This is a genomic window from Streptomyces sp. AK010 (assembly GCF_014207295.1).
Classification (GTDB): Bacteria; Actinomycetota; Actinomycetes; order Streptomycetales; family Streptomycetaceae; genus Streptomyces; species Streptomyces massasporeus.
Map to the genome: position 1 here is coordinate 166,429 of NZ_JACHCX010000010.1, position 19,141 is coordinate 185,569.

A 19,141-nucleotide genomic window follows, 5' to 3' on the forward strand; every position below is an offset into this window, starting at 1 on the left:
CGCGCGCCCTCCGGCAGCCTCAGAATGCTTTCAGGGCATTACTTCGGACGGCCAATTCCGTTTATCGCGCTCTGTTTTGATCAGGTTCCGGTACCTACAATCCCGTCCACATCTTGAGCTCAGCCCAAGCGTCAAGGAGGACGAATGGCGGGGCTTTCCCTCTCACAACAGTCGGGCCATCCCACAGACCTCGCAGCCGCCGTACTGACCGATGGCAACCGCGTCCTCATCGTGGTCATCGCGGTCGTCGCACTGGCGGCCCTGGTGCTCGCGGGGGTCCTGGTGCGCCAGGTACTCGCGGCCGGCGAGGGCACCGACAGCATGAAGGAGATCGCGGCAGCGGTCCAGGAAGGCGCGAACGCCTATCTGGCCCGTCAGCTGCGCACGCTCGGCGTATTCGCCGTGGTCGTGTTCTTCCTGCTCATGCTGCTGCCCGCGGACGACTGGAGTCAGCGTGCCGGACGGTCGGTGTTCTTTCTGATCGGAGCGGCGTTCTCGGCGGCCACCGGCTATATCGGCATGTGGCTCGCCGTACGCAGCAATGTGCGTGTCGCCGCGGCGGCGCGTGAAGCCACTCCGGCTCAAGGCGAGCCGGAAAAGGATCTGACCACGGTCTCGCACAAGGCGATGAAGATCGCTTTCCGTACGGGCGGTGTGGTCGGCATGTTCACGGTGGGCCTCGGCCTGCTCGGCGCCTCGTGTGTGGTGCTGGTGTACGCGGCCGACGCGCCGAAGGTGCTCGAGGGCTTCGGCCTCGGGGCCGCGCTGATCGCGATGTTCATGCGAGTCGGCGGCGGCATCTTCACCAAGGCCGCCGACGTCGGCGCCGACCTGGTCGGCAAGGTCGAACAGGGCATTCCGGAGGACGACCCGCGCAATGCCGCGACCATCGCCGACAACGTGGGCGACAACGTCGGCGACTGCGCGGGCATGGCGGCCGACCTCTTCGAGTCGTACGCCGTGACCCTGGTCGCCGCGCTGATCCTCGGCTCGGCGGCCTTCGGCGACGCCGGACTCGGCTTCCCGCTGCTCGTGCCGGCGATCGGGGTGATCACCGCCATGATCGGCATCTTCGCGGTGGCGCCCCGGCGCGCCGACCGCAGCGGCATGAGCGCCATCAACCGCGGGTTCTTCATCTCCGCGGTGATCTCGCTGGTGCTGGTGGCGGTGGCCGTCTTCGTCTACCTGCCGGGCAAGTACTCCGAGCTCGACGGGGTCACCGACGCCGCGATCCTGGGCAAGGACGGCGACCCGCGGGTCCTCGCGCTCGTCGCGGTGGCCATCGGCATCGTGCTCGCCGCCCTCATCCAGCAACTGACCGGCTACTTCACCGAGACCACCCGCCGACCCGTCAGGGACATCGGCAAGACCTCGCTCACCGGCCCGGCCACCGTCGTCCTGGCCGGTATCTCCGTCGGTCTCGAATCCGCCGTCTACACCGCCCTGTTGATCGGTCTCGGTGTGTACGGGGCGTTCCTGCTCGGCGGCACGTCGATCATGCTGGCGCTGTTCGCGGTGGCGCTGGCCGGCACCGGCCTGCTCACCACGGTCGGTGTGATCGTCGCGATGGACACCTTCGGGCCCGTCTCCGACAACGCGCAGGGCATCGCGGAGATGTCCGGTGACGTCGAGGGCGCGGGCGCGCAGGTGCTCACCAACCTGGACGCGGTCGGCAACACCACGAAGGCGATCACCAAGGGCATCGCGATCGCCACGGCCGTGCTGGCGGCGGCGGCGCTGTTCGGGTCGTACCGCGACGCGATCTTCACCGGCGCACGGGACGTGGGCGAGAAACTCAGCGGGGACGGCGCCCCGATGAGCCTGATGATGGACATCTCGCAGCCCAACAACCTCGTGGGTCTCATCGCCGGCGCGGCGGTCGTCTTCCTCTTCTCGGGGCTGGCGATCAACGCCGTGTCGCGGTCTGCGGGTTCCGTGGTCTACGAGGTGCGGCGGCAGTTCCGTGAGAAACCCGGGATCATGGACTTCAGCGAGAAACCGGAGTACGGCAAGGTCGTCGACATCTGCACCAAGGACGCCCTGCGCGAGCTCGCCACGCCCGGTCTGCTGGCCGTGATGGCGCCCATCTTCATCGGGTTCACGCTCGGTGTCGGCCCGCTCGGGGCGTTCCTGGCGGGCGCGATCGGCGCGGGCACCCTGATGGCGGTGTTCCTCGCCAACTCCGGTGGCGCCTGGGACAACGCCAAGAAACTCGTCGAGGACGGCCACCACGGCGGCAAGGGCAGCGAGGCGCACGCGGCGACCGTGATCGGAGACACGGTCGGCGACCCCTTCAAGGACACCGCGGGGCCCGCGATCAACCCGCTGCTGAAGGTCATGAACCTGGTCTCGCTGCTCATCGCACCCGCGGTGATCAAGTTTTCCTACGGTCCCGACAAGAGCATCGGAGTGCGCATTCTGGTCGCCGTCCTCGCGTTCCTCGTGATCGCCGGGGCGGTGTACGTGTCAAAGCGGCGCGGAATCGCGATGGGTGACGAGAACAACGCCGGATCGGAGCCCAAGTCGGCCGATCCGGCGGTGGTTTCGTAGGGAGGATTCCGGGCCCCGTTTCAAGGTGCGGGCGGGCGGCGCGCGTTGGCGCGTCGTCCGCCCGCGCTGTGTGGGTACACGCTCACGCGTGAGCCTTCTCTCGCTTGGTGTAAAAGGTTACAAAACGGTCTTAATGGACTCCCGGCGTGCGGGTGCCGTGCATCTGGCGTGTATGTTCCGGGGCCGAGAGCCATGGAAGGGACCAAACCGGTGAACAAGAAGCTCGCGGCCGCACTGTCCGGCGGTGCGGCACTGGTACTGGCGCTGTCGGGCTGCGGCGGCGACGACGGCAACGACAAGCTGGACTCCTGGGCCAAGCAGGTCTGTGACGCCGTACAGCCGCAGGCCAAGAAGATCGAGTCGGCCAATGCGGCGATCCAGAAGGAGACCTCGGACAACAGCACGCCCGAGGACGTCCAGAAGACCGACGCACAGGCCTTCCAGGACATGTCCGACGCCTACAAGGCGATCGGGACGGCCGTGAACAAGGCCGGGGCCCCGGACGTCGAGAACGGCGAGAAGAAGCAGCAGGACGCGGTCAAGGAGCTCAACGCGATCTCCGCTTCGTACGCCTCCCTGAAGAAGCAGGTCGACGGTCTGGACACCAAGGACCAGGGCAAGTTCGCCGACGGTCTGAAGGACATCGCCACCGAGCTGGACAAGCTGAGCCAGAGCGGCAACGACGCCCTCAAGAACCTGGAGGAGGGCGAGGTCGGCCAGGCGATGGCCCAGCAGTCCAGCTGCAAGGCGGCCACGGCGCCGGCGGGGACCACGCAGAGCTGAGGCCCAGGACGGCGGGCAGTGCGGTGACGCCGGCGTGACGGCTGAGTCGTAGGTGACCGCCGGTGTCTGATGTGCCGTACGGCGGGACCGTGTGTAGTGCGGGTGCGGCGCGAGGGCGTGCCGTACGGCGGGACCGTGTGTAGTGCGGGTGCGGCGCGAGGGCGTGCCGTACGGCGGGAGCGCGTGCCGTACGGCGGGAGCGCGTGCCGTGCGGCAGGAATGCGAGTCGTCCCCTCGCGGGGGCAGGTGCGGCACCCGCACCGGCGGCCACAATGGGGGGCGTGAGTAACGCCAGCCAGTCACCCCTGCCCCCGCTGCCCGCCTCCGACCGTCCCGATGTCGCCGCCCGGCTCCGGGACGCCCTGCTCGCGGCCTCCTTCACCGCCGACGGACTGCTTGAACTGCTCGGCGCCCCCGCGTACGCGGCACTGGCCCGGAGCGAGACCGTGCCCGCGCTCCGGGCGACCCGCGGGGACACACCGCTGGAGATGCTCGTCCGGCTGTTCCTGCTCCAGCAGCCCGTGCCGCACGCGCGCGTGGCGGAGGTCCTGCCCGTGGACGCCTGCCTGGAGAGCGGCTGGCTGACCCGGGCCGGCGCGGACGAACTCGCCGCCGCCGCGGACGTCCGGCCCTACGGTGGGCCCGGCGGCGAGGACTGGTTCATCGTGTCCGACCTCGGCTGCGCGGTCGGCGGCGCCGGCGGGATCGGCCGACGTGAGGAAGGGGTCGTCCTCGGAGTCGGCGGAGCCTCCACGACCCTCGCCGGCATCACCGTCCGTACGCCCGTCGGTGCGGCGCTCGACCTCGGCACGGGCTCCGGCATCCAGGCCCTGCACGCCGCGCAGCACGCCACGCGCGTGGTGGCCACCGACCTCAACCCGCGCGCCCTGCACATCACCGCGCTCACGCTGGCGCTGTCCGGCACCTCGGCCGTCGAACGACGCGAGGGCTCCCTCTTCGACCCGGTCCGCGGCGACGAGACCTTCGACCTGATCGTGTCCAACCCGCCCTTCGTCATCTCTCCCGGCGCCCGGCTCACCTACCGCGACGGCGGGATGGGCGGGGACGATCTGTGCCGCACGCTCGTTCAGGAGGCAGGGGAGCGGCTGAACGAGGGCGGGTTCGCGCAGTTCCTCGCCAACTGGCAGCACGTGGAAGGGGAGGACTGGCAGGACAGGCTCAGGTCATGGGTGCCCCGGAGCTGCGACGCGTGGATCGTGCAGCGCGAGGTGCAGGACGTCAATCAGTACGCCGAGCTGTGGCTGCGTGACGCCGGCGACCATCAGGGCGACACGGCGGAGTACCAGGCGCGGTACGACGCATGGCTCGACGAGTTCGAGGCGCGCAAGGTGAAGGCCGTCGGCTTCGGCTGGATCACCCTGCGCAGGACGAGCGCCGCCGTGCCCTCGCTCACGGTGGAGGAGTGGCCGCACCCGGTCGAGCAGCCGCTCGGCGACACGATCCGGGCCCACTTCGACTGCCTCGACCACCTGCGCGACCAAGACGACGCCGCCCTGCTCGAAGGACACTTCCGGCTCGCCGCCGAGATCGTGCAGGAGCAGGTCGGGCTGCCCGGCGCGGAGGATCCCGAGCACGTCGTGCTGCGCCAGAACCGCGGCATGCGCCGGGCGACCCGGGTGGACACCGTCGGCGCGGGATTCGCGGGCGTCTGCGACGGCACGATGAGCGCGGGCCGCATCCTCGACGCCATCGCCCAGCTGATCGGCGAGGACCCGGTCATGCTGCGCGACCGCACCCCGGCCCAGATCCGGCTGCTGGTCGAGCAGGGGTTCCTGGAGCCGGTCCGCTGAAGGGACTGAACTGAAAGAATGGACTGCCGGGGCTGAAGTGACTGAAGGCACCGCCAAGGGGCGGTCCCCCGGGGTCGTGGAGGAGACTCGCCAACAAATTCGAGTCGATTTGAACACCTCGTCCGAAACGGGTCACGAGGAACCGGACGCTCTTGATCCACCGCCGTGTCGCCCCTGCGTTCACCTCGGGTTCGCCTGCCCGCCGCCCGCGCGTGTCAGCCTCCCGTGGCTGGGGAGGCGCGGACAGGGGAAGAGGGGCACGGCGGGTCATGGAGAGCGAACCGGCGATCTTCGCGGGAGCGGTGTTCTCCCTGTTCGGAGGCGCACTGCTGGCGTGGACCGTGACCTGCGTGCGCGGGCAGCGGCCCATCGCCGTGGGTGTGAGGCCTGTCGCATCGGCGACCCTCGCCGGCGTGGTCTCGGTGCTCGCGCTGGCGCTCGGAACGTGGTGCTTCACGCGCCTGTGAGGCGGGCTCCGGCGACGCAGCCGCCGGTAACCGGGGGGTAGCGCTCCGCACAGGGGCCGCCCCGCTCCCGGTACTCCGGGCGGCAGGATTGGTGGTAGTCGGGTTACCGTTCGAGTGGCCGTTGCGGGCTTTTCCCGTTTGACACGGGGGCGGGATGTACCGTCACACTCCGCAGCGTCACCACGTACCCAGCCCCGGTAAGCGACTCCGGGGAGGCCCCAGCGTCGACCGGAGAGAAGAGCGAAGTTGTCCCCGACCAGCGAGACCGCAGAGGGCGGCCGCCGACTCGTCATCGTCGAGTCGCCCGCCAAGGCGAAGACGATCAAGGGCTATCTCGGCCCCGGATACATCGTCGAGGCGAGCGTCGGGCACATCCGCGACCTTCCCAACGGCGCCGCCGAGGTGCCCGAGAAGTACACCGGTGAGGTCCGCCGCCTCGGTGTGGACGTCGAACACGACTTCCAGCCGATCTATGTGGTCAACGCCGACAAGAAGGCGCAGGTCAAGAAGCTCAAGGACCTGCTCAAGGAGTCCGACGAACTCTTCCTCGCCACCGATGAGGACCGCGAGGGCGAGGCCATCGCCTGGCACCTCCAGGAGGTGCTCAAGCCCAAGGTCCCGGTCAAGCGGATGGTCTTCCACGAGATCACCAAGGCCGCGATCCAGGCCGCCGTCGCCAACCCGCGCCAGCTCAACCAGAAGCTCGTCGACGCCCAGGAGACCCGCCGTATCCTCGACCGCCTCTATGGCTACGAGGTCTCGCCGGTGCTGTGGAAGAAGGTCATGCCGCGGCTGTCCGCGGGCCGTGTCCAGTCCGTCGCCACCCGACTCGTGGTGGAGCGGGAACGCGAGCGCATCGCCTTTCGTTCGGCTGAGTACTGGGACCTGACGGGCACCTTCGCGACCGGCCGCGCCGGAGACTCGTCGGACCCGTCGTCGCTGGTCGCGCGCCTGCAGACCGTCGACGGCAGGCGGGTCGCGCAGGGCCGCGACTTCGACTCCCTGGGGCAACTGAAGAGCGCGAACACCCTCCACCTCGACGAGGCGAACGCCCGAGCCCTGGCCGCCGCCCTGGAGCAGACGCGGTTCGCCGTCCGCTCGGTCGAGTCCAAGCCGTACCGCCGCTCGCCGTACGCCCCGTTCCGTACGACGACGATGCAGCAGGAGGCCAGCCGCAAGCTCGGCTTCGGTGCGAAGGCCACCATGCAGGTCGCGCAGAAGCTGTACGAGAACGGCTACATCACCTATATGCGTACGGACTCCACGACCCTGAGCGACACGGCGGTCGCCGCCGCCCGCGCCCAGGTCACGCAGCTGTACGGCGCCGATTACCTGCCGCCGCAGCCGAGGACGTACGCCGGGAAGGTCAAGAACGCGCAGGAGGCCCACGAGGCGATCCGCCCCTCGGGTGATCGTTTCCGCACTCCCGCCGAGACCGGGCTGACCGGTGACCAGTTCAAGCTGTACGAGCTGATCTGGAAGCGGACCGTCGCCTCCCAGATGAAGGACGCGACCGGCAACAGCGTCACGGTGAAGATCGGCGGCACGGCGGCCGACGGCCGGGACGTCGAGTTCAGCGCGTCCGGCAAGACGATCACCTTCCACGGCTTCCTGAAGGCCTACGTCGAGGGTGCCGACGACCCGAACGCCGAGCTGGACGACCGCGAGCGCCGGCTGCCCCAGGTTTCCGAGGGCGACGCCCTGAGCGCCCAGGAGATCACGGTCGACGGGCACGCCACCAAGCCCCCGGCCCGCTACACCGAGGCCTCCCTGGTCAAGGAGCTGGAAGAGCGCGAGATCGGCCGCCCGTCGACGTACGCGTCGATCATCGGCACGATCCTCGACCGCGGCTACGTGTTCAAGAAGGGCACGGCCCTGGTGCCGTCCTTCCTGTCCTTCGCCGTGGTCAACCTCCTGGAGAAGCACTTCGGGCGGCTCGTCGACTACGACTTCACCGCCAAGATGGAGGACGACCTCGACCGCATCGCCCGCGGTGAGGCGCAGTCCGTGCCGTGGCTGAAGCGGTTCTACTTCGGCGAGGGCACCGCCAGCGGTGGCGCGGCCGACGCCGGCAACGGCGACGGGGACCACCTCGGCGGCCTCAAGGAGCTGGTGACGGACCTGGGCGCGATCGACGCCCGCGAGGTGTCGTCGTTCCCGGTGGCCAACGACATCGTGCTGCGGGTCGGCCGCTACGGGCCGTACATCGAGCGCGGCGAGAAGGACACCGAGCAGCACCAGCGCGCCGACATCCCCGACGACCTGGCGCCCGACGAGCTGACCGTCGACCTCGCGGAGGAGCTGCTCGCCAAGCCGAGCGGCGACTACGAGCTGGGCACGGACCCGGCCACCGGCCACACGATCGTGGCCAAGGACGGCCGCTACGGCCCGTACGTGACGGAGGTCCTCCCCGAGGGCACCCCGAGGACGGGCAAGAACGCGGTCAAGCCGCGCACGGCGTCCCTGTTCAAGACGATGTCCCTCGACACGGTGACCCTCGACGAGGCCCTCAAGCTGATGTCGCTGCCGCGTGTCGTCGGCGCCGACGCCGAGGGCCAGGAGATCACCGCTCAGAACGGCCGCTACGGCCCGTACCTGAAGAAGGGCACGGACTCGCGCTCACTCCAGGCCGAGGAGCAGCTCTTCACGATCACGCTGGAAGAGGCGCTGGCGATCTACGCCCAGCCCAAGCAGCGTGGCCGGGCCGCGGCCAAGCCGCCGCTGAAGGAGCTGGGCACCGACCCGGTCAGCGAGAAGCCCGTCGTGGTCAAGGACGGCCGCTTCGGCCCGTACGTCACCGACGGTGAGACCAACGCGACCCTGCGCTCCGGCGACAGCGTCGAGGAGATCACCCCGGAGCGCGGTTTCGAGCTGCTCGCCGAGAAGCGCGCCAAGGGGCCGGCGAAGAAGACCGCGAAGAAGGCGGCCAAGAAGGCGCCGGCCAAGAAGGCGACGACGGCGAAGAAGACCGCGGCGAAGAAGACCACGACCGCGAAGAAGACGACGGCGAAGAAGACCACCGCCAAGAAGACGGCCGCCAAGACGGCGACCGCCGCCAAGTCCACGGAGGACTGAGGTCGTTCGAGCCCTGTTCGGAACCCGGACCATCGCGTCCGGTTCTTCGCCCAGGGTTCGGAAAGCGAACGCCCCGGCAACACTTCGGTGTCGGGGCGTGCGCATGCCAGGCCGCGCCCCCCAGGGTGTCGGTGGCTCCCGATAGGCTGAACGCATGACGCGAGCCGACCACCCAACGGCCCCTCAGCCCGCCCCCGACGACGCCCTGGTCGCGGACTCCCGCGAGCGTGCCGTCCGCGCCCTGCTGCGACGACCGCAGCTGAAGCGGTTGTGGAGCGCACAGCTCGTGGGCGGCGTGGGGGACACCCTCGCCCTACTCGTACTGGTCGTCCTGGCACTTCAGGCGGCCGTCGCCGAGGGCTCCTTCGGGGGCGGCTACCGAGGCGTGGCGTTCGCAGTGGCGACCGTTTTCGGGGTGCGCATCCTCGCGACGCTCCTGTTCGGCGCCGTTCTGCTCGGCCCGCTCACCGCACTCACCTCGCAGGACGGCCCGCTCGACCGGCGCTGGACCATGGTGGGCGCCGACGGTCTGCGCGCCGTTCTGCTCATCGTCGCGCCCCTGTGGATCGACTGGACGCCGGAGAGCGCACTGGCCGTCCTCCTCGTCACGGCCTTCGTCGCCGGGGTCGCCGAGCGGTTCTGGACGGTGTGCCGTGAGAGCGCCGCGCCCGCGCTGCTCCCCGCCCCGCCGCCGGAGGGGGCGACGGTCCGGCCGCTGCCCGACCACATGGACGCACTGCGCCGGCTGTCGCTGCGCACCGGCTTCGTGGCGATCCCCCTCGCCGCCGTCGCGCTGGTCGTCGCGTCCCTGTTCAACAACCTGCTGGGCGCCGGCATCGACTGGTTCGGCCAGCATCAGGCGGCCCTCGCCTCCTACGTGGCCGCCGGGCTGTTCGCCGCGTCCCTGTCCGTGCTGACCTTCCTGGAGCTGCCCGGTACGCGCACGCCGCGCGCGCGGTCGCCGCTCGAGGGGCTGCGCCGCCCGAAGACCGGCACCGGCTCCGACAAGGGCCGCACCGGCGCGATGCCGCTGCTGGTCCTGTCCTGCGCCGCCGTCGCCGCGGCGGTGTCGGCCGCCGTCGCCGTGGCCGTGCTGCACGCCAAGGACCTGGGCGGCGGCCCGGTGCTCTACGGCCTGTTCGTGGCCGCGCTGACCGGCGGTGTCGTCGTCGGCATCCGTACGGCGCCCGCCCTGGTGCCCGCCCTGTCGCGCCGCCGGCTGCTCGCGCTGACCATCGCCTTCACCGGTGTCGCCCTGCTGGCCGCCGGGCTGATCCCGGACGTCACCACCGTGCTGCTGATCCTCGCGCTGGCCGGTGTCGGCGCGGGCCTGTCCGCCAACATCGGGCACACCCTCCTCGACCAGGAGACCGAGGAGTACCGGCGCCCCCGCACGACGGAGCACCTGCACGCGGTCGTCCGGGTCTGCGTGGCGCTCGGCGCGCTCATCGCCCCGCTGGTCGCGGCGGCGATCGGGCCACACCGGCTGGAGAGCGGCAAGTTCGTCTTCGCACACGGCGGCGCGGCCTTCACGCTGATGCTGGCCGGTGCCCTGCTGCTGCCGGCCGCCGCGCTGGTGCTGGCCAAGGTCGACGACCGTTCCGGGGTGCCGCTGCGGCAGGACCTGAAGGACGCGCTGCTCGGCGGTGACGACCCCGAGCAGGGGGCCTCGGCCTCCGGCTTCTTCATCGCCCTGGAGGGCGGCGACGGCGCCGGCAAGTCCACGCAGGCCGAGGCGCTCGCCGAGTGGATCCGCGCCAAGGGCCACGAGGTCGTGCTGACGCGCGAGCCCGGTGCGACGCCGGTGGGCAAGCGGCTGCGGTCGATCCTGCTGGACGTGTCGAGCGCGGGACTGTCGCACCGCGCGGAGGCGCTGCTGTACGCGGCCGACCGGGCCGAGCACATCGACACCGTCGTACGGCCCGCCCTGGAGCGTGGCGCGGTCGTCATCTCCGACCGGTACATCGACTCCTCCGTCGCCTACCAGGGCGCCGGCCGCGACCTGTCGCCGACCGAGATCGCCCGGATCAACCGCTGGGCGACGAACGGGCTCGTGCCGCATCTGACCGTGCTGCTGGACGTCGCGCCGGAGACCGCGCGCGAGCGGTTCACCGAGGCTCCGGACCGGCTGGAGTCGGAGCCCGCCGAGTTCCACGCGCGCGTGCGGGCCGGTTTCCTCACCCTGGCCGCCGCCGACGCCGGGCGGTACCTGGTGGTCGACGCCGGCCAGGAGCCCGAGGCCGTCACGACGGTCATCCGGCACCGGCTCGACCAGGTGCTGCCGCTGTCCGAGGCCGAGATCAAGGCCCAGGAGGAGGCGCGGAAGAAGGCCGAGGAGGAAGCCCGCCGCAAGGCCGAGGAAGAGGCCGCCCGCAAGGCCGAGGAGGAGCGCCTGGAGCGTGAGCGCCAGGAGCAGCTCGCCAAGCTGCGTGCCGAGGAGGAGGAGCGCAAGCGCCGCGAGCTGGAGGAGGCGCAGCGCCGCGAGGCGGAACGGCAGGCGGAGGAGGCCCGGCGCCGGGCCGAGGAAGCGCAGCGGAAGGCCGAGGAGGAGCGGGCCCGGTTCCTCGCGGAGGAGAAGGCCCGCGCCGAGGAGGAGGCCCGCCGCAAGGCGGAGGACGAGCGGCGCCGCAAGCAGGCCGAGGAGGAGGCGCGACTGCGAGCCGAGGCCGAGGCGCTCCGCCTGGACAAGCAGCGCAAGGCCGAGGCGGCACTGCTGCGGGCCGAGGAGGCCCGGCGGCTCGCCGAGGCGGCGGCGGCCGCGGCCGAGGCCGGTCCGAAGAACACCGCTCCGAAGAACACCGCTCAGAGGAGCACCGCTCCGAAGGGCACCGCGGGTTCCGCGACCGGCCAGGACGCGGCGACCGTGCCCACGCCGGTGGTGACACCGGGGGGTGCGGGGGACGACACGACCGTGCTGCGCCCGGTGCGGGACGACGAGCAGGGTCCGGGCCGGGCCGCCTCCGCCGGGTCGGAGGCCGAGGTGACGGCCGAGCTGCCGAAGCCGCCGGTTCCGCCTCGCGCCGGGGACGAGACCGAGGTGCTGCCTCAGGTGCCCGACCGGGACGCTCCCGGTGCGGCCGACGAGACGGCGGTGCTGCCTCCGGTCCGGCAGGCGGACGCCGAGGAGACGGCGGTGCTGCCTCCGGTCCGGCAGGCGGACGCCGAGGAGACGGCCGTCCTCCCGCCGGTGCGCGGCGACGAACCGGCTGACCGGGTTCCGCCCGGGTACTTCCGTAAGGACGCCCCGGCCCCCCGTCCCGACGGCACCGAGGACCGTACGCGGGAGATGCCCCAGGTCGATGCCGACGGGGCGCCGCGCCGCCGCCGGTCCGACTGGGCCGAGGAGACGCCGCTGGACGACCTGCCCTCGCTGGCGGACGAGCTGCTCGGGCCGCACGACGAGGAGCCGGACGAAGGACGCGGCCGCCGCGGCAGGGGTGGCCGGGGGCGCTGACGCCTCCGGCGGACCGTCCGTGGGAGCCAGGACTCGGGGCTCCCGCGGACCGTGAGGTCGGACGGGGCGGCAGGCGGTGACTCCGAGGTGGGGTCAGCGGCAGGCGTTGTCAGTGGTCGCCCCCACAATGGATCTCGCAACGCAACGCGGAACGTGACGGAAGGGCGGCGTGACCCATGACCGTGTGGGACGACCTCGTCGGGCAGGAGCGGGTGAGCGAGCAGCTGGCCGCTGCCGCCCGGGACGCCGACGCCCTGGTCACTGCTGCCGTCACCGGCACCCCGCCGCCCGAGGCGTCGAAGATGACGCACGCGTGGCTGTTCACGGGCCCGCCCGGAGCCGGGCGCAACCAGGCGGCCCGCGCGTTCGCGGCGGCGCTGCAGTGCGTCAGCCCCGATCGCGCCCTCGGCGGCTCCCCGGGCTGCGGCTTCTGCGACGGCTGCCACACGGCACTGATCGGCACACACGCCGACGTCACCTCCGTCGCCGCCGTCGGCAGTCAGATCCTCGCCGAGGACATGCGCGACACCGTCCGCAAGTCGTTCACCTCGCCGGCGACCGGCCGCTGGCAGATCATCCTCGTCGAGGACGCCGAGCGGCTGAACGAGAAGTCGGCCAACGCCGTCCTCAAGGCCGTGGAGGAGCCCGCCCCCCGCACGGTCTGGCTGCTGTGCGCCCCCTCCATCGAGGACGTCCTGCCGACCATCCGCTCCCGCTGCCGCCACCTGAACCTGAGCACGCCGAGGGTCGACGCCATCGCCGACATGCTCGTCCGCCGCGAGGGCATCGAGCCGGACGTCGCCGCCGCGGCGGCCCGCGCGACCCAGGGCCACGTCGAGAGGGCACGCCGCCTGGCCACCGACCCGGCCGCGCGCGAACGCCGTGCCGCCGTGCTCAGACTGCCGCTGCGCGTCGAGGACATCGGCGGTGCGCTCAAGGCGGCCCAGGAGCTGGTCGACGCGGCCGCCGAGGACGCAAAGCAGCTCGCGGAGGAGACGGACTCCAAGGAGACCGAGGAGCTGAAGGCCGCTCTCGGCGCCGCCCAGGGCGGCCGCATGCCCCGGGGCACGGCGGGCGTGATGAAGGACCTGGAGGACAAGCAGAAGCGCCGCAGAACGCGCACGCAGCGTGACAGCCTCGATGTGGCCCTGACCGACCTCACGGCCTTCTACCGCGACGTCCTCGCCCTCCAGCTCGGCTCGCGCGTGGCCATCGCCAACGCGGACGCCGAGGACGCCCTGGAGCGCCTCGCCCGCGGCAGCTCCCCGGAGTCCACGCTCCGCCGCATCGAGGCGATCGCCGCCTGCCGCGACGCCCTCGACCGCAATGTGGCGCCGCTGCTCGCGGTGGAGGCGATGACGATGGCGCTGAGAGCGGGCTGAGGAAACGGCCGGCTGATCCCGGCCGCCCCGCGTCGAAAGGGCCCGCTCTGGTGGCCCAGCACGCGCGGGCCGACTCGGGCGGCCGGGCACCCGGCGGTGCGGCTCTGACGGCCCGGCACCCTGCGGTGCGGCTCTGACGGCCCAGCACGCGCGGGCCGACTCGGGCGGCCGGGCACCCGGCGGTGCGGCTCTGACGGCCCGGCACCCTGCGGTGCGGCCCTGACGGCCCGGCACCCTGCGGTGCGGCCCTGACGGCCCCGTACCGAACGGGCCGAGTCAGGTGACGCCGGGTTGACGCCGTAACTCGTACGAGGCGCGACACGCACGCACGGCACCCATTCCGTCGCCCAGAGTTACGCTCGCTGGATGTACACACGGCGCACCCCCCGTTCCGCCTCCGGCTCCGGTGGTCTCCACCGCAGGACACGAAACCGGGCCAAAACCGCGGCCGGTCTGCTCGTCATGGCCGCGCTGCTCGTCTCCGCCTGCTCCTCCGGGAGCGCGACGACGTCAGCCGCCTCAGCGGCGGCGGAGGCGGCGCTGGTCGAGCTGCCGCAGGCCACGCCCGCGGCGCTGACGTCGTACTACGGTCAGAAGCCGGCCTGGCGCGGTTGCGGTGTCCCCGGCTTCGAGTGCGCCACCCTCAAGGCGCCGCTCGACTACGCCGAGCCGTCCTCCGGCGACATCCGGCTCGCCCTCACCCGCAAGAAGGCCACCGGCCCCGGCAAACGGCTGGGCTCGCTGCTCGTGAACCCGGGCGGGCCGGGTGGCTCGGCGATCGGCTACGTACAGGCGTACGCGGGCATCGGCTACCCGGCCGAGGTACGGGCCCGCTACGACATGGTCGCGGTCGACCCGCGCGGCGTGGCCCGCAGCGAGCCCGTCAAGTGTCTGGACGGGCTGGACATGGACACGTACACGCAGACGGACGCCACCCCCGACGACGGCAAGGAGACGGACGGGCTGGTCGCGGCGTACCGGATGTTCGCCGAGGGCTGCGGGGCGGACGCGCCTCGGCTGCTGCGCCACGTGTCCACCGTGGAGGCGGCCCGGGACATGGACATCGTGCGGGCGGTACTCGGCGACGAGAAGCTGAACTACGTCGGGGCCTCTTACGGCACGTTCCTCGGGGCGACGTACGCCGGACTCTTCCCCAACCGGGCGGGGCGGCTGGTGCTGGACGGCGCGATGGACCCGTCGCTGCCGGCCCGGCGGCTGAACCTCGAACAGACGGCGGGTTTCGAGACGGCGTTCCGGTCGTTCGCGAAGGACTGCGCCCGGCAGACCGACTGCCCGCTGGGCGGCAAGGGCACCTCGCCCGAGCGGGTCGGGGAGAACCTCAAGGCGTTCTTCGCGAAGCTGGACACGCGGCCCGTCCCCACCGGCGACGCCGACGGCCGCAGGCTCACCGAGTCGCTCGCCACGACCGGCGTGATCGCGGCCATGTACGACGAGGGCTCCTGGGAGCAGCTGCGCGAGGCGCTGACCTCCGCGATGAAGGAGAACGACGGCTCCGGACTCCTCGTCCTGTCCGACGGCTACTACGAGCGGGACGCCGACGGCGCCTACAGCAACCTGATGTTCGCCAACGCGGCGGTGAACTGCCTGGACCTGCCGGCCTCCTTCGACACCCCCGATGAGGTGAGCAGGGCCCTGCCCGAGTTCGAGAAGGCGTCGCCGGTCTTCGGCAAGGGCCTCGCCTGGGCCGCCCTGAACTGCGCGTACTGGCCGGTGCGGGCCACGGGTGAGCCGCACCGCATCGAGGCGAAGGGCGCCGCGCCCATCGTCGTGGTCGGCACGACCCGCGACCCCGCGACGCCGTACCGCTGGGCGAAGGCCCTGGCCGGCCAGCTCTCCTCGGCGCGCCTGCTGACCTACGAGGGCGACGGCCACACGGCCTACGGCCGGGGCAGCTCCTGCATCGACCGGACGATCAACGCCTACCTTCTCCGCGGCACCCCTCCCACGGACGGAAAGCGCTGTTCATAGCCCTGCTCCCAGCCCCGGAAGGCCCGCCTCCAGGGCTGGTGCGGAGCACCCTCCGAAACTGTGTAGACTTACCGTCGTTGCTGATCGCACCATAGTGCGGACAGCGCGCCGCCTTAGCTCAGATGGCCAGAGCAACGCACTCGTAATGCGTAGGTCTCGGGTTCGAATCCCGAAGGCGGCTCCATGGTGAACCCCAGGTCAGGATTCTGACCTGGGGTTTCTTGTTTTCGTTGACCTTGGAATTCGGGCAGGTCGGACACTTGTGGTCTGTGCATCGTGATGTGTGGGTCAGAGGTTTGGTTTCTGTGACGAGAACTCAGATCTAAGCCTCTGGACTGGCCTTTTGTTTTCCGGAGCGGCTGGCTCCGCCTCGTGACAGGGGTCTCCGGTGGACAAGCGGTGGACAGCTGTGCGGCGGGGGTGCAGTCCCGCTCAGATTCCGACGAGGACGGCTGGCCTTTTGGCTCATGGCGGCAGCGCTATCCGTGGTCCGTCGCTCTCATAGGTCTCCGACAAGAGTGGCGGCTCCAACCGCAGCCGATCCAGATGCCGAGGTGAAGGTCGTACGGCCGTACATCGCCGACGAGCACTTTCGTGCTCGCTTCCGCCGCGAGGTGGAGGCCGCGCGGCAGGCAGGCGGTTTCTGGACCGCCCCCGTGATCGACGTCGGCCCGGACGCCGTCACCCCGTGGGTCGCCAGCCGGTACATGCCCGCTCCCCATCGCGGCTCGCTCGTTACCCGCGATGGGGCGCTGGCGGACGCGGCCTGGGGTCCGGGCCGACCGAGGCGGGTGTCCTTCTTCGGGGGCAGGTGCGGGGAGAAGTTGTCCGGCTCGGGCGTGGCCAAGCGTCGTTGGCGTGGTGCCGCGGTAGCGGAGCTTGCGGTTGCCGAATGGCGTCCTCGGTGGGACGTGACCTCTGGGGCCGCCGTACCTGCCATCGGCCAGTGCTCACAGCTCAGTGCCGCCAACTGTGCGGAGCAGGGAAGCCGTGCTGCCGCTCCCAGCGACGCCATCTGGCCTTGCCATGGCTGGGACCGATCGGAGTGGAGGCGGGTTGAGCAGCCGCGCGGGCGAGGAGGATCGCGGTGATGGCCGCGACCTCCTCGGGCTCGGCATGGCCTTTCTCGACGCGCAAGGTGGGGGCGCTCATGGCTAGGTCCCTTCGTGTGTCACTGCGGGGGGTTGCCGTGCTTGCGGGACGGCAGGTCGGCGTGCTTGGTCTGGAGCATCGCCAGCGAGCGGATGAGGACCTCACGGGTCTGCGCCGGGTCGATCACGTCGCCCACCAGGCCGCGTTCGGCGGCGTAGTAGGGGTGCATCAGCTCGGCCCTGTACTCCTTGACCATCTTCTGGCGCATCGCCTCGGGGTCCTCGGCCTCGGCGATCTGGCGGCGGAAGATGATGTTGGCGGCGCCCTCGGCGCCCATCACGGCGATCTCGTTGGTCGGCCAGGCGTAGGTGAGGTCGGCGCCGATGGACTGGCTGTCCATGACGATGTAGGCACCTCCGTACGCCTTGCGCAGGATCAGCGAGATCCTCGGCACGGTCGCGTTGCAGTAGGCGTAGAGGAGCTTGGCTCCGTGTCGGATGATCCCACCGTGCTCCTGGTCCACGCCGGGCAGGAAGCCGGGTACGTCCAGAAGGGTGACGATCGGGATGTTGAAGGCGTCGCACATCTGGACGAAGCGGGCCGCCTTCTCGGATGCCTCGATGTCCAGCACCCCCGCGAGGGACTGCGGCTGGTTGGCGACGACGCCGACGACCTGGCCGTCCAGCCGGGCCAGCGCGCAGATGATGTTACGGGCCCAGCGCTCGTGGACCTCCAGGTACTCGCCGTCGTCGACGATCTCCTCGATCACCTTGGCCATGTCGTGCGGGCGGTTGCCGTCGGCCGGAACGAGGTCCAGCAGGACGTCCGACCGGCGGTCGGCGGCGTCTGTGGACTGCACCCGGGGTGGGGTCTCGCGGTTGTTCTGCGGGAGCAGCGACAACAGGTAGCGCACCTCGGCGAGGCACGTCTCCTCGTCGTCGTACGCGAAGTGGCACACACCGGAGGTCTCGGCGTGCACGTCCGCGCCGCCCAGGGCGTTCTGGGTGATCTCCTCACCCGTCACCGCCTTGACCACGTCCGGGCCGGTGATGAACATCTGCGACGTCTCGCGGACCATGAAGACGAAGTCCGTCAGGGCGGGGCTGTAGGCCGCGCCGCCGGCGCACGGGCCGAGCATCACGCTGATCTGCGGGATGACGCCCGACGCCTTCGTGTTGCGCTGGAAGATGCCGCCGTAACCGGCCAGTGCCGAGACGCCTTCCTGGATACGGGCGCCCGCACCGTCGTTCAGGGAGACCAGCGGAGTACCCGCCGCGATGGCCATGTCCATGATCTTGTGGATCTTCGTGGCGTGGGCCTCGCCCAACGCGCCGCCGAAGATACGGAAGTCATGGGCGTAGACGAAGACCGTACGGCCCTCCACCGTGCCCCAGCCGGTGACGACACCGTCGGTGTAAGGCTTCTTGGCCTCCAGACCGAAGCCGGTCGCCCGGTGCCGGCGCAGCTGCTCGACCTCCTGGAAGGAACCCGGGTCCAGCAGCAGGTCGATCCGCTCCCGTGCGGTCAGCTTGCCCTTGGCGTGCTGCGCCGCCGTCGCCTTCTCGCCGGGACCGGCCAGTGCCTGCGCACGGATCTCGTACAGTTCGGCGACCCGGCCGCGCGCGTCGCGTACCACCGGCTGGGGAGTCATGCCGGCCGGTCTCGATCTTCCAGCCGGAGCACTGACTCGTCGAACCTGGCCATGGTTCCGCAGTAGCCGCCGGTGAGCGCGGAGAACCAGACGGCGTCGCGGGCGCCGATCCGGTCGCGCTCCAGGACGAGCGGTCCCTCGGCGGTGGCGATGCGCACGTAGTCGCCGACGGTGTCCGTCGTCGCGGAATCGCTCGTCACCGCGTCCAGCAGGGTGCGGAACTCCGGGACGTCGAGGACGTACAGGGTGGCCATCAGGTGTTGTCCCTCTCGTATCGTGCGGCGATCAGTTCGGCCTTGCGCTGCCAGGTGGCCTTGAGGGACGGATCGCCCTTGCGGACCACGTCGGTCAGCGCGGCCACGGTCAGCTCGGCGTCGCGGGCGTCGATGTCCCCGAACTCCCTCAGCGGGCGGGTGATTTCGAGCTGGATGCCGTTCGGGTCGTCGAAGTAGATGGATTCGATCATTTCGTGGGCCAGCGGAGGGGTGACCCGGATTCCGGCGGCCTTCAGCTTGGCGCGCCAGGCCAGGAGTTCTTCCTCGGTGTCGACGTGGAGGGCTATGTGCCGCGACACGTGCATGAGGTCGTCGGGGGCCTGGTCCTGGGGGAGGTCGAAGTAGTAGAAGAAGGCCAGGTGGTTGCCCTTGCCCAGGGCGAAGAAGAAGTGGACGAAGTCCGGGAAGTCCTCCGACAGCCAGCCGGTTCCCGTGACGGCGTGGACGAGCGGCAGGCCGAGGGCGTCGCGGTAGAAGGCCACGGTGGCCTCGGGGTCCCAGGTGACGTGGGCCAAGTGGTCGACTCCCTGGAGCGAGAGCCGGTCGTGCGGAGTGGGGCTGCCAGTGGGTTGCATGCTCGTTTCCTTTCCTGACGTACAGGTGGGGCTGCCG

12 protein-coding genes and 1 tRNA gene are annotated in these 19,141 nt (G+C 71.0%); 9 read left to right on the top strand and 4 right to left on the bottom strand.

The window, feature by feature from the left end:
* The first annotated feature begins 144 nt into the window (after positions 1-144).
* The 9 genes from HDC93_RS20630 to HDC93_RS20670 all read left to right on the top strand — a co-directional run bounded on the left by HDC93_RS20630 (position 145) and on the right by HDC93_RS20670 (position 15,695).
* Entirely contained in the window at positions 145-2,550 is a 2,406-nt protein-coding gene (locus tag HDC93_RS20630; RefSeq protein WP_185012348.1) for a sodium-translocating pyrophosphatase, read from the top strand.
* A gap of 192 nt (positions 2,551-2,742) precedes the next feature.
* Positions 2,743-3,333 (top strand): small secreted protein, encoded by a 591-nt coding sequence (locus HDC93_RS20635; RefSeq protein WP_185012349.1) that lies wholly within the window; start codon positions 2,743-2,745, stop codon positions 3,331-3,333.
* Positions 3,334-3,605: 272 nt separating this feature from the next.
* Positions 3,606-5,144 carry a methyltransferase gene (locus HDC93_RS20640; protein ID WP_185012350.1) on the top strand — a complete coding sequence of 513 codons (1,539 nt, stop codon included), beginning with the start codon at positions 3,606-3,608 and terminating at the stop codon, positions 5,142-5,144.
* A gap of 269 nt (positions 5,145-5,413) precedes the next feature.
* Complete coding sequence (locus HDC93_RS20645) at positions 5,414-5,611, top strand: hypothetical protein (protein ID WP_185012351.1); 198 nt, start codon at positions 5,414-5,416, stop codon at positions 5,609-5,611.
* A gap of 246 nt (positions 5,612-5,857) precedes the next feature.
* Positions 5,858-8,686, top strand: coding sequence for a type I DNA topoisomerase (gene topA, locus HDC93_RS20650; protein WP_185012352.1), 2,829 nt, complete (start codon positions 5,858-5,860; stop codon positions 8,684-8,686).
* A gap of 154 nt (positions 8,687-8,840) precedes the next feature.
* Positions 8,841-12,140 carry a dTMP kinase gene (gene tmk / locus HDC93_RS20655; RefSeq protein WP_185012353.1) on the top strand — a complete coding sequence of 1,100 codons (3,300 nt, stop codon included), beginning with the start codon at positions 8,841-8,843 and terminating at the stop codon, positions 12,138-12,140.
* Positions 12,141-12,316: 176 nt separating this feature from the next.
* Entirely contained in the window at positions 12,317-13,522 is a 1,206-nt protein-coding gene (locus tag HDC93_RS20660; protein ID WP_185012354.1) for a DNA polymerase III subunit delta', read from the top strand.
* 366 nt (positions 13,523-13,888) lie between these two features.
* Positions 13,889-15,511, top strand: coding sequence for an alpha/beta hydrolase (locus HDC93_RS20665; RefSeq protein ID WP_185012355.1), 1,623 nt, complete (start codon positions 13,889-13,891; stop codon positions 15,509-15,511).
* A gap of 107 nt (positions 15,512-15,618) precedes the next feature.
* A tRNA-Thr gene (locus tag HDC93_RS20670) sits at positions 15,619-15,695 on the top strand.
* Positions 15,696-16,468: 773 nt separating this feature from the next.
* Here the strand turns inward: HDC93_RS20670 and HDC93_RS20675 are convergent.
* The 4 genes from HDC93_RS20675 to HDC93_RS20690 are packed head-to-tail and all read right to left on the bottom strand — an operon-like array spanning position 16,469 to position 19,104.
* Entirely contained in the window at positions 16,469-16,663 is a 195-nt protein-coding gene (locus HDC93_RS20675) for an acyl-CoA carboxylase subunit epsilon (protein ID WP_185012356.1), read from the bottom strand.
* 19 nt (positions 16,664-16,682) lie between these two features.
* Positions 16,683-18,254, bottom strand: coding sequence for an acyl-CoA carboxylase subunit beta (locus HDC93_RS20680; protein ID WP_185012357.1), 1,572 nt, complete (start codon positions 18,252-18,254; stop codon positions 16,683-16,685).
* Positions 18,251-18,508 (bottom strand): hypothetical protein, encoded by a 258-nt coding sequence (locus HDC93_RS20685; protein WP_185012358.1) that lies wholly within the window; start codon positions 18,506-18,508, stop codon positions 18,251-18,253. The genes HDC93_RS20680 and HDC93_RS20685 overlap by 4 nt, the downstream gene beginning before the upstream one ends.
* Positions 18,508-19,104, bottom strand: a complete 597-nt coding sequence (locus HDC93_RS20690) for a VOC family protein (RefSeq protein WP_185012359.1) — start codon at positions 19,102-19,104, stop codon at positions 18,508-18,510. Before HDC93_RS20690 ends, HDC93_RS20685 begins: the two co-directional genes overlap by 1 nt.
* Positions 19,105-19,141 lie beyond the last annotated feature (37 nt).